Raw genomic sequence first — 10,870 nt, forward strand, 5'->3', positions numbered from 1 at the left:
ACCGGTCGTGGAGCCGCGGTGAAGTCGTCGTGAAGCCGTCATGGAGCCGTGGTGGATCCGTGGCGGAGCCGTGCATCAACTCGTGGTTAAGTCCGATACCCAGCCGAAACACCCGGCGGACTAGTGCTGGAGGTTGGAGCCGTGACAGGATGCTTCTCGCAGTCACCTCCGGCTTAACTGGCCGTGAGGTGCCGTGGGGGAAGTACATCGGCCGGTGAGGACGGAGCGGATGGCAGTCGGGGGCGACAGGTCGGCAGGTGACGCGGGCAGCCCGCTCGCGGCGCGGCTCAACTACCTGTTCGCGAACATGCACCCGCCCGGCGCGCCGTACACCAACGGCCACGTCGCCGACGAGATCACCCACGGCGAGGAGTACGGCGAGGTCGGCCTCACGGAGCAGTATCTGTCGATGCTGCGCAACGGCCGCCGCGCCAACCCCAGCCCGGACGTGCTGCGCGCCCTGGCGAAGTTCTTCGCCGTGCCCGTCGGCTATCTGATGGGCGACCTCTCGGCCTCGCAGGCCGAGCGCGTGGAGGAGGAGGTCCGCTTCCTCGTCGCCATGCGGGACCAGCGGGTGCGGGCCATCGCCCTGCGCTCGGTGGGGTTGCCCCCGGAGGTGCAGGACAGCCTTACGACGATCATCAGCCAGTTCCGGCAGCAGATGAATCTTCCGTCCGACCCGCCCGACGCGGGTGGTGAGGAGCGCCCGTGACCGTCACGGCGGATGACCGGCTCTTCACTTACTGGCGGCGTACCGAGGACGAGGACGGTGCAGGCATGCGAGTGGGGCGCATACGGCGCCGGTGCAAGCAGCTCATCCATGAGCTCGCGCTGCCCGCGTCCACCGACCTGCAGGGCCTGTGCGACATCGTCGCGCGCCGCGTCGGCCGGCCCATCCGCCTGGTCCCCATGAGCCTCGACGGCGTCGTCTCCGGCATGACCGCGACCACCGACGACGCCTACTGGGTCATCTACGAGCAGAAGACCTCCCCCTGGCACCAGGTCCACATCGTCCTCCACGAGATCGGCCACCTCCTCCTCGGCCACGACCAGGACCCGGCCGTCACCGAGGACGCCCTCAAGGTCTGGACCCCCTCGGTCGACGTGGCCACCGCCATGCGCCGCATGGGCCTGACCATGGGCCTGGCCCGCCACCACTGCTACGACAACCTCACCGAGCGCGAGACGGAGATCCTCGGCACGCTCCTGATGGCGAAGGTCGTGCCCCCGCCGCCCGGCCAGGACGACCATCTGGAGGGCGAGGCCGCCGAGCTGGCCGCCTCTCTCGGGCCCGCTCTGCAGCACGTCCGCCGCCGGATCCAGGAGAACGGCGGGGACGGCGGCAACGGCGGGGACAGCGGAAGCAGTGGAGACGGCGGAAGCGGTGGAGGCGGCCGTGTTTGACGCCCTCTACCTGACCTTCAGCGCCATCGCCTGGGCCATCGTCGGCTACAAGGCGCGCGCCTGGTTCCGCGACCGCGGCAACGTCGACCTGGGCCTGACCGCCCTGATGACCTCCGGCGTGCCCATCGTCTTCCTGTTCTCCGCGCCCAGCGTCTACCGCGCCTTCGACCGGCTGACCGGCGTGGCCAACCTGGCCATGGTCTTCCTGTACTCGGCCGTGGTCCTGTTCGCCTCGGGCGCCACGGTGCTCCTGCTGCGCTGGACCAGCCACGGCGACGCCCGGGCCCGTGCCCGCGCGTCCGTGCGCTCCCGGATCGCCGTCGCCGTCGTGGCCGTCGCCTGGGCCACCGCCGTCGCGTGCTTCGCCGTCGGCCGGCCCGACGCCGTCGAGCACCCCCGCGACTTCAGCACCGCCTACGCCGGCGCACCGGGCGTCGTCGCCTTCCTGGTGCTGTATCTGGCCATCTTCGGCACGGCGCTGGCCGGGCTCGGCGCGCTCTGCCCGCGCTACGCCGCCCAGCTCGGCCCCTGCTGGCTCGCCAAGGGGCTGCGCACGCTCGCCGCGGGCTGCTGGCTCGGCCTGCTCTACTGCCTGTGCAAGCTCGTCGGCTTCGTCCTGACCTGGGCCGGCCACGACGTCTACTGGCTGTCGAACGGCGTCGCCCCGATGAGCGCCTCGGTGGCCGCACTGCTGGTCCTCCTCGGCTTCTCGCTGCCCGCCGCGGGCCCCCGGGTCTCCGCCTGGCGCCGGCTGCACCGGCTGCAGCCGCTGTGGCAGGACGTCACCGCCCACGCCCCCGAGGTCACCCTCACCGGGCACCGCCTGACGGGCCGCTGGCCCTTCGCGGACCTGGAGTGGCGGGCGAACCGGCAGATGGCGGAGATCCGCGACATCCAGCGCGGCATCCGCCGTCACGTCGAGCCCGCCGCCCTGGACATCGCCCGGCGCAAGGCGGCCGGCGCCGCGCTCGACGAGCGCCGCCTCGCCGCGGTCGTGGAGGCCGCGGCCCTGCGCCGGGGCCTGCAGAACCAGATCACCGGGCACGTCCCCGCCCCGCACGCCGACAGCGTCGTCATGACCGTCAGCGCCGATCCGGCGGAGGAACACGAACACCTGGCCCTCGTCGCCGACGTCTACCACGACCCGATGGTCGACGCCGTCCTCGAGGAACTACGGGAGATGAGCGCGGCACGCCGTCCCTGACGGCGCGCGGCCCACAGACGAGGCGGCCCTGGACGGGGGTCAAGGCCGCCTGCGCCACAGGCCGGCGCCGGGTCCGTCGAACAGACGGATCCGGCGCGGCCCGTGCGCGTCCCCTCCGGCACGGTGCGATCTTCTAGAGTCGGGTTCCATGCCGAACCCCGCTCCTTCCGCGCCCTTCGACATCGGCGCGCTCACCACCGACCCGTACGGCACCTACGCCCGGCTGCGCGAGGCCGGCCCGGTCCACCGCTTCACCGGCCCCGACGGGCGGCCCGCCTGGCTGGTGACCCGCTACGAGGACGTCCGCCGGGCGCTCGCAGACCCGCGGCTCTCGCTGGACAAGCGCAACGCCACGCCGGGCAACTACTCCGGATTCGCACTGCCTCCGGCACTCGACGTCAATCTGCTCAACATGGACCCCCCGGACCACACCCGCATACGCCGCCTCGTGGTCAAGGCCTTCACCCCCGGCCGCGTGGAGAAGCTGCGCGAGCCGGTGCGCCGGATCGCAGGCGAACTCCTCGACGCCGTCGAGGCCGAGGGCCGCACCGATCTGCTGGCCTCCTACGCGGGCCCGCTGCCCATCACCGTCATCTGCGACCTGCTGGGCGTACCGCAGGAGCAGCGGCTGGACTTCCGGGCCTGGACGGACGCGCTGATCACTCCGGACCCCGCGCGGCCGCACCAGATGAAGGAAGCCATCGGCAACATGATGCGCTTCTACACCGGCCTCATCGCGAGCAAGCGCGCCGCCCCCGGCGACGACCTGCTCTCCGACCTCGTCGCCGTCCACGACGGCGACGCGGGGGACGGGGCCGACCGGCTCTCCGAGGACGAGCTGAGCTCGCTCGCCTTCCTGATCCTCTTCGCGGGCTACGAGAACACCGTCCACCTGATCGCCAACTCCGTCCTGGCGCTGCTGGACCACCCCGCCTTGATGGACTCTTTGCGAGCGAATCCGGCCGGACTCGGAGCGGCCGTGGAGGAGTTCATGCGGTGGGACGGGCCCGCGCCCCTGGCGATCCGCAGGTTTCCGCTGGAGAACGTGGAGATCGGTGGAGTGACGGTGCCGGCCGGGGAGACCGTCCTGCTGTCCCTGGCGTCGGCCAATCGTGACCCTCATCACTTTTCCGAGCCGGATCGGCTGGATCTGAACCGTGATCGTTCCGGTCATCTCGCGCTGGGTCACGGGATCCACCACTGCCTCGGTGCCCCGCTGGCCAGGATGGAGACGGAAATCGCGCTGGCAGCGCTGCTGGAGCGGTTCCCCGGGCTCACGCTCGACGGGGCGCGGGAGGACATCGCCCGGCGGCCCTCGGTACGTGCGCGTGGCCTGATTTCGCTGCCTGTTCGCTGGTAATCAGCAAAGCCGAACAGGTTTTTGATGCATAACCCATCCTTGATGAGGTAGAACTGTCCTCGAGCCCGCCCGGTGTGCATCCCCCGTCGCACCGGGCGGGCCTTCGAACCTCAGGCCACTCACGCGTGGATCAGCCCGTGGTGGCGGGGAACTTCAGCAGGGCGACCGCAGCGAGCATCTGTATGCTCACCGCCGCCACGGCCTTGTGCGTGGGCAGGTGGTGCTGACCGCGGATCAGCAGCGTGGCGAAGGCGTAGCCGAAGGCCGAAGTGATCCAGGCTGCCGCCCGTACGGGGAAGGAGTCCCCGGCCAGGCACGCGTCCAGGGCCAGCCGCGGCAGATCCGTCGCCCAGAACACGACCACGAACAGCGTGACCGTCGGGCCGAACTTGCCGTTGCCGCCGAGCCGGCGCGCGATGGCCTGCGTGACGATGCCCAGCAGCAGGCTGGCGAGGACGAGTACGACGTCGGCTATCGCCATGGCCTCCAGGGCCAGGGCGGGGCCCACCCGCCACCCCTCCCAGAAGGAGTCCTTGCCCATCGTCCCCAGCACTCCGCAGAGCATGCACAGGAACGCCGCAGCTCCCCACACGCTCCGGTCCCGGGCCTCGTCGAGGATCTCGACCGGGCGGTACCACAGCCCGAAGAAGAGGCGGTGCCAGTACAGCCTGCGGCGGGGGGCGGCGGAGGCGTGCGGGGCGGGAGGTGAGTGAGGGGAGGCAGAAACAGGCATGGGTGCAAGTATCACCGCTCGGCGGGCACCCCGGTGTCCGGGTCGGCATCCGGGCCGGCGTCCGCAGCCGTGCCCGCAGCCGTGCCTGACCTGGCGTCCGGGACCGCGCCCGCGGTGAGGTCAGGGGCGGTTCCGGGAACGGTCGCGTGGGCGGCGTCGGGGTCGGCCCCGTGCCGGTACTCCTCGCTGATCTCCCGCGGCCCGAACGGCCACACCTTCTCGTAGCGCGACCAGAGCACGAAGGCCACGCAGCCGGCCCCGACCCAGGCCAGCGACCATTCGATGGGGTGCCGGCCGGGGGAATTGCGGTCCGCGTAGCCGTAGATGACGAGCCAGCCGACCAGCGCCACCAGGCTCGGCAGCGGGTAGAGCCACATCCGGTACGGGCGCGGCAGGTCCGGCTGGCGGCGGCGCAGCACGCTCACGGCCACGACCTGGGCGAGGGCCTGCACGATCACCATGACGGAGGTCAGCAGCTGGATCAGCGTGGCCAGGTCCGTATGACGGCCGATCAGGAAGCCTGCACCCGTGATGACTCCCATGGCGGCCAGGCCCAGCGCGGGGAAGCGGTGTCTGGGGTGCAGCCGCCCGAAGGGGCGGAAGAAGACCTTCTCCCGGGCGGCGTCATAGGGCACCCGGGAGCCGCCGAGCAGCCCGGTGAGGACCGAGGCGACGGCCGTGACGAGGATGAGCACGGTGACGGTGCGCGCGGGTCCCTTGCCCCAGGCCTCCTCCAGGACCGCCGAGGCGACGGACGAGGACGCCGTCGAGCCGGGGTCGAGCATCTGCTTCCAGTCGATGACGCCGAGCGTGCCGATCTGCAGGAGCAGGTAGATGGCCATGATGCCGAGGATGGAGAAGACGATGGCGCGCGGCAGGGTGCGCCCGGGGTTCTTGATCTCGGCGCCCATGTAGGCGGCGGTGTTGTAGCCGAGGTAGTCGTAGATGCCGATGGTCAGGCCCGCCGCGAAGCCGATCCAGAAGTGATCGGAGGTCAGCTCGAAGGCGCCCGAGGGGTAGGTGAAGGCCCGGTCGGGGCTGAAGTGGGTGAAGGCGGCGAGGATCACCAGCACGACGGAGGCGATCATCACGCACCACAGCACGACCGTGATCCGCGCGATGTTCTCGACGCGCCGCCACAGCACCACCACGATCAGCGCGATGACGGCCAGTCCGGTGAGGTCCCCTTGCGTCTGCCCCATCTCCGGCCACAGATAGCCCAGGTACTGCACGAAGCCGATGACCCCGGTGGACATGCCCAGCGGGATGAAGAGCATCGCCGTCCACACGAACAGGAACGGCATCAGCTTCCCCGTGCGGTACTGGAAGGCCTGGCGCAGATAGACGTAGCTGCCGCCCGCGCCGGGCAGCGAGGCGCCGAGCTCGGCCCAGATCAGGCCGTCGGCCAGGGCCAGCACCGCGCCCGCGACGAAGCCGATGACGGCCTGCGGGCCGCCGAAGGCCGCGACCATGAGGGGGATGGTGACGAAGGGGCCGATGCCGCACATCTGGCTCATGTTGATGGCGGTGGCCTGGAACAGCCCGATGCGGCGTACGAAGCCGACCCGCTCATCCGGCGATGGATCCGTGTCTGCCATGGCGGTCAGCCCTTTCTCGCGCCGGATGGGGTCCGGCTGACCTGATTATCCGTCCAATGCACTGGTAGCACCGGCGTGTCGGAGCCGTCCACCGTTCCGACACGCCGGTGATGGACGAATGCCGCAGGCGATTGCGAGATCGTTGCAACTGCAGAACTACTGCACAACCGCTAAGGTGGCCCGGCCGTGGTGTTCGGGAAGACCGGTGACGGACCTTCGTGGTCCCAGTCCGGAGCGGCCCTCGCCACTGTGATCGGGGAGTGACCGTCCCGTCCGCGCGCTCCCCACGGGCGCGCGGAGCCACTGGCCGCAGCCGGCTGCCGGGAAGGCGGGGACGGGCGCGAACGGACCCGTAAGCCAGGAGACCGGCCACGGCATCTCGCAAATGGTCCACGAGGTGCTGGAGCGTTCAACCCAAGATGTCCCGTCCCGCTGATTCACCCGCTTCCCCCGGTTCACCCGGTTCCCCTGGTTCCCCCGGTCCCGCGCCCGCCTTCCGGTGGCGCCGTGAGGACACCGTGCGGACCGCCGCACTGCTGGCCGTCATAGCCGCCCTGCACGTCGTCGCGTTCGGCGTGCTCTACCTGCTCGTGGTCCCGAACCACTACACCGTCGGCTCCAAGGTCTACGGGGTCGGGCTCGGCATCACCGCCTACACCCTCGGCATGCGGCACGCCTTCGACGCCGACCACATCGCCGCCATCGACAACACCACCCGCAAGCTCATGGCCGACGGCAAGCGGCCGGTCTCCGTCGGCTTCTGGTTCGCGCTCGGCCACTCCAGCGTCGTCGTGCTGCTGACCCTGCTGGTGGCCGGCGGCACGCAGCTCGCCGGCACGCTGATGGACGAGGAGTCCACCACCCACCAGACGCTCGGCATCGTCGGCACGACCGCCTCCGGCGGCTTCCTCTACCTCATCGCCGCGCTCAACCTCGTCGCCCTCGCCGGCATCCTGCGCATCTTCCGCGCCATGCGCGAGGGCCACTACGACGAGAAGGAGCTGGAGCAGCACCTGGACTCGCGCGGCTTCATGAACCGCATCCTCGGCCGCTTCACGCGCTCCATCACCCGCCCCGGGCAGATGTACCCCCTGGGCTTCCTCTTCGGCCTCGGCTTCGACACCGCCACCGAGGTCACGCTGATGGTGATGGCGGGCAGCGGCGCCGCCGCGGGCCTGCCGTGGTACGCGATCGTGTGCCTGCCGCTGCTGTTCGCCGCGGGCATGAGCCTGTTCGACACTCTCGACGGCACGTTCATGAACTTCGCCTACCAGTGGGCGTTCTCCAACCCGGTCCGCAAGGTCTACTACAACCTCACCATCACCGGCCTGTCCATCGCCGTCGCCTTCCTCATCGGCACCATCGAACTGGTCGGCGTCCTGCACGAGAAGCTGGAGCTGGACGACGCGGTGACCGGTTGGATCGCCGGCCTGAACCTCGACAACGTCGGCTTCGTCATCGTCGGCCTGTTCGTGGTGGTGTGGGCGGCGGCCCTCGGCTACTGGCGCTTCGGGAAGGTCGAACAGCGCTGGGCGGCCCGCACGGAGGCCGCGGCGGCCGAGAGCTGACGCCGGGTCGGCCCGGTCCCGGCAGGGCCGGGGCCGGGCTTGATCGCGGACCGGGCTCGGTCGCCGGAGCAGGCCCTGTTCAGACGGCGCGCGCAGGCGCCTCCTCGGTCTCCTCCCGCGCCGCCGGGACGAGGTGCGCCTGCCCGGCGAGGATCACCAGGGCGCCCACGGCGAGCCCCGCGACCCCGGACGACGCGGCCCACGTGGGCCCGGCCGTCTCCAGCACCGTGCCGGCGACGGCCGACCCCAGCGCCACGCCCGCCGTCATCAGGGTCACCAGCCACGCGAACGCCTCGGTGACGGTGCCCGCCGGGGCGAGCTCGCCCACCAGCACGAAGACGACGGTGAGCACGGGCGCGAGGAACAGCCCGGTGAAGATCATCAGGCAGGCCATGAGCGGCGGCGCGGGCAGCAGGCACAGCAGCCCGTATCCGGCCGTGAGCCCGAGCATGAGCAGCAGCGTCCGGCGCGGCGGCGCCACCCGCCAGTGCCGCACGGCCCCGTAGGCCAGTCCGCCGGTCAGCGCGCCGAGGGCGTTGAGCGCGAGGAGGGCCGGGGCCCCGCCGGGCAGCCGGTGCTCCTCCGCGTAGGAGACGACGAGGACGTTGAGCGTGCCGATGGCGATGCCTGCGCCGGTGAGGCCCGTGAGCAGCACGACCAGGCCGCGGCTGCGCAGCGGACCGAGCCAGTCGGCCGCCCGGGCGGGTGCCTTCCAGGCCCGGACGGGCGGGGCGCCGGCGACGACGAGTACCCCGGCGATGCCCAGGAGCGCTCCCGCCCACAGTGCCGCCGAGGGTGAGGCGACGGCCACGCCGCCGGCCACCACCAGCGGCCCGCCGACGAAGACCAGCTCCTGGGAGGCCGAGTCCAGGGCGTAGGCCGCCTCCAGCTTTCCGGGCGCGACGATGTCCGGCCACAGGGCCCGCAGGCACGGCTCCAGCGGCGGCGTCGCCGCTCCGGCGAGCGCGGCCCCGGCCAGGACGGCCGTGCGGCTGCCGGGCGCCGTCGCCACGACGGCGAAGCCCACGGCCGCCACGAGGGAGGTGGGCAGCAGGACGAGCGGCTGGCCCGCCCGGTCCACGAGGCGGCCCAGCAGCGGGCCGCCGATCGCGGAGGCGATGGCGAACACCCCGACGGCCACGCCCACGAAACCGTACGACGCCCCCGCCTGACGGAGGGCCAGCGGCACGGCGACGGACGCCATCGCGCTCGGCAGCCGCCCGACGAGGGTGCCCAGGAGCAGCCTGGTCACATGGGGGCCGCGCAGCAGATCCGCGTAGCTCATGGGGAGACCTCGCCGCTCGTCGACTCCCTCGGCCATGGGGCCATGTCCGGCGCTGACGCTTGCGTGGGTGAGATCACGAGGGAATGGTTATACGTAACACGTAGGGCCGTCAAGGGATTTCCGGCAGGCCCGGACCCTGGCAGCGCAGCTCCCCGCGGGGCAGCGTGCCGTCCACCAGATACGCGGCCACGGCGTCGTCCACGCACGCGTTGCCCCGGCTGGCGAAGACGCCGTGCGAGTAGTCGTTCTCCAGCGTGACCAGCCGGGATCCGGGCAGCACGCGCTGCATGGCCCGGGCGCCCTCGGCCGGGGTGACGGGGTCGTGCTGCGAGGCGACGAGCAGGGCCGGGGGAGCGGCGGGGCTGCCGGTGGGGCTGCCGAGCCGCGTGCGGCTCTCCGGGCGGTGGTGCCAGTACGCGCAGGCCGACGCCTCGATGCCGGTGAGGACGGGCAGCGGGTCGAGGCCGCGCAGTCGGCGGAGATCGGCGGCGACCCGCCCCGGCGTGGGGCCAGGGCCGTCGGCGCACTTCACGGCGCGGTTGGCGGCCTCGTACGTACGGGAGTCCCGGCCGTCGAAGGGGGCCGCGGGGCGCAGGCCTTCGACCGTGCCGTCGCGCAGGTAGGTGCGCAGCCCCTCGCCGAGGGGCGCCCAGCGCTCGGTGCGGCCGAGCGCCCGGTAGACCGCGCGGTCGAACTCGGCGGGTCCGAAGCCGTCCACGGCCCGGGCCGCGAGCCCGGCCCGCACCCGCCCGTACGCCGCACGGACCGCGCTCGCCGTGCTGCCGAGCGCGAAGTGCTCCCGGTGGGCGGCCAGCCAGGTGAAGAGCGTCTCCCGCTGCCGCAGCAGGGCCCGGGCCTGGCGGAGGTCGAAGGCGTACCAGTCCTCCGGGCCGACGACGCTGTCCAGCACCATCGGGCCCACGCGCTGCGGGAACAGGGCCGCATAGGCCGCGCCGAGGTAGCTGCCGTAGGAGACGCCGAGGAAGCCGGTGCTCCGCTCGCCCAGGGCCGCCCGGACGGCGTCCATGTCGCGGGCGGTCTCCTCCGTCGACAGGTGCGGCAGGGCGGGGCCCAGGCCCGCCGCGCAGTCGTCGGCGAGGCGGCGCAGGGAGCCGAGGTGTTCCCGCTCGGCCGAGCGGTCGCGGGGGAGGGGGTCGGGCGCGGGCGCCGCGAAGAGGCCGCCCATCGCGCCGCAGTCCGCGGGTGCGCTGCGGCCCGTGCCGCGCGGGTCGAAACCGATGACGTCGTACGCGCGGCGGACCCGTTCGGGCAGCTTGGCGCGCTTGGTGACGGCGTACGGCAGCCCGGAGCCGCCCGGCCCGCCGGGGTTGACCAGCAGGATCCCGCGGCGCTCGGCGGGGGTGCCGGTGGCGCGGACGCGCGAGACGGCTATGGACAGGTGCGGGCCGCGGGGCCGGGCGTGGTCGAGGGGCACGCTCAGCGTGCCGCACTCGACGCGGGCGGGCGGGGGCGGTGCCGGCACGGAGGCGGGGCACGGCCCGAAGGCGATCGCCGCGGCGGGCTGCGCGGCGGCCGCGGCGGCGGTGGGGACGGTGGGGGGCAGGGCCGTCGCGGTGGCGGCGACGGCGCACAGGACGGCGGCCGGGCGGGTGGGGCGGCGCATGGATCTCGCAATCGGTGGGGCGGGGTGGGGCGGAGGGCACACAGGGGAACCGGCTGACGGTTCAGCAGATGACAATGACAACCATTATCGATAG

At 72.4% G+C, this 10,870-nt stretch carries 9 protein-coding genes and 1 riboswitch; of the genes, 5 read left to right on the forward strand and 4 right to left on the reverse strand.

Annotated elements, in window-relative coordinates; translation table 11 throughout:
• Positions 1-229: 229 nt before the first annotated feature.
• From IE241_RS04030 to IE241_RS04045, 4 genes are all read left to right on the forward strand, one after another.
• The gene (locus IE241_RS04030; RefSeq protein ID WP_190020143.1) at positions 230-712 is read left to right on the forward strand and encodes a helix-turn-helix domain-containing protein; all 483 of its coding nucleotides are present in this window, start codon (positions 230-232) and stop codon (positions 710-712) included.
• Complete coding sequence (locus tag IE241_RS04035) at positions 709-1,404, forward strand: hypothetical protein (protein ID WP_190020144.1); 696 nt, start codon at positions 709-711, stop codon at positions 1,402-1,404. Before IE241_RS04030 ends, IE241_RS04035 begins: the two co-directional genes overlap by 4 nt.
• Positions 1,397-2,608, forward strand: a complete 1,212-nt coding sequence (locus tag IE241_RS04040; RefSeq protein ID WP_190020145.1) for an MAB_1171c family putative transporter — start codon at positions 1,397-1,399, stop codon at positions 2,606-2,608. Before IE241_RS04035 ends, IE241_RS04040 begins: the two co-directional genes overlap by 8 nt.
• Positions 2,609-2,756: 148 nt before the next feature.
• On the forward strand, positions 2,757-3,968 hold the full coding sequence (locus IE241_RS04045) for a cytochrome P450 family protein (protein ID WP_190020146.1): 1,212 nt from the start codon (positions 2,757-2,759) through the stop codon (positions 3,966-3,968).
• 130 nt (positions 3,969-4,098) lie between these two features.
• Here IE241_RS04045 and IE241_RS04050 read toward each other — a convergent pair whose 3' ends face one another.
• Together IE241_RS04050 and IE241_RS04055 are read right to left on the reverse strand one after the other, a co-directional pair.
• A complete protein-coding gene (locus IE241_RS04050) occupies positions 4,099-4,701 on the reverse strand; it encodes a hypothetical protein (RefSeq protein ID WP_190020147.1) in 603 nt (200 codons plus the stop codon).
• An 11-nt stretch (positions 4,702-4,712) separates the two neighbouring features.
• The gene (locus tag IE241_RS04055; protein ID WP_190020148.1) at positions 4,713-6,299 is read right to left on the reverse strand and encodes an APC family permease; all 1,587 of its coding nucleotides are present in this window, start codon (positions 6,297-6,299) and stop codon (positions 4,713-4,715) included.
• Between the two features lie 170 nt (positions 6,300-6,469).
• Positions 6,470-6,687: riboswitch (cobalamin riboswitch) on the forward strand.
• Between the two features lie 31 nt (positions 6,688-6,718).
• Here IE241_RS04055 and nicT point away from each other — a divergent pair.
• Positions 6,719-7,867, forward strand: coding sequence for a Nickel transporter NicT (gene nicT / locus IE241_RS04060; protein WP_190020149.1), 1,149 nt, complete (start codon positions 6,719-6,721; stop codon positions 7,865-7,867).
• A 79-nt stretch (positions 7,868-7,946) separates the two neighbouring features.
• On the opposite strand, the gene IE241_RS04065 is transcribed toward nicT, so the two are convergent.
• Positions 7,947-9,152 carry an MFS transporter gene (locus IE241_RS04065; RefSeq protein WP_190020150.1) on the reverse strand — a complete coding sequence of 402 codons (1,206 nt, stop codon included), beginning with the start codon at positions 9,150-9,152 and terminating at the stop codon, positions 7,947-7,949.
• A 109-nt stretch (positions 9,153-9,261) separates the two neighbouring features.
• Positions 9,262-10,776, reverse strand: coding sequence for an alpha/beta hydrolase (locus tag IE241_RS04070; RefSeq protein ID WP_190020151.1), 1,515 nt, complete (start codon positions 10,774-10,776; stop codon positions 9,262-9,264).
• Between the last annotated feature and the right edge of the window lie 94 nt (positions 10,777-10,870).

This window comes from Streptomyces hiroshimensis (assembly GCF_014650335.1).
Classification (GTDB): Bacteria; Actinomycetota; Actinomycetes; order Streptomycetales; family Streptomycetaceae; genus Streptomyces; species Streptomyces hiroshimensis.

Coding starts and splice junctions, on each gene's coding strand:
- nicT (WP_190020149.1), top strand. CDS start 6,719: ATGTCCCGTCCCGCTGATTCACCCGCTTCCCCCGGTTCACCCGGTTCC.
- IE241_RS04050 (WP_190020147.1), bottom strand. CDS start 4,701: ATGCCTGTTTCTGCCTCCCCTCACTCACCTCCCGCCCCGCACGCCTCC.
- IE241_RS04070 (WP_190020151.1), bottom strand. CDS start 10,776: ATGCGCCGCCCCACCCGCCCGGCCGCCGTCCTGTGCGCCGTCGCCGCC.
- IE241_RS04030 (WP_190020143.1), top strand. CDS start 230: ATGGCAGTCGGGGGCGACAGGTCGGCAGGTGACGCGGGCAGCCCGCTC.
- IE241_RS04055 (WP_190020148.1), bottom strand. CDS start 6,299: ATGGCAGACACGGATCCATCGCCGGATGAGCGGGTCGGCTTCGTACGC.
- IE241_RS04045 (WP_190020146.1), top strand. CDS start 2,757: ATGCCGAACCCCGCTCCTTCCGCGCCCTTCGACATCGGCGCGCTCACC.
- IE241_RS04065 (WP_190020150.1), bottom strand. CDS start 9,152: ATGAGCTACGCGGATCTGCTGCGCGGCCCCCATGTGACCAGGCTGCTC.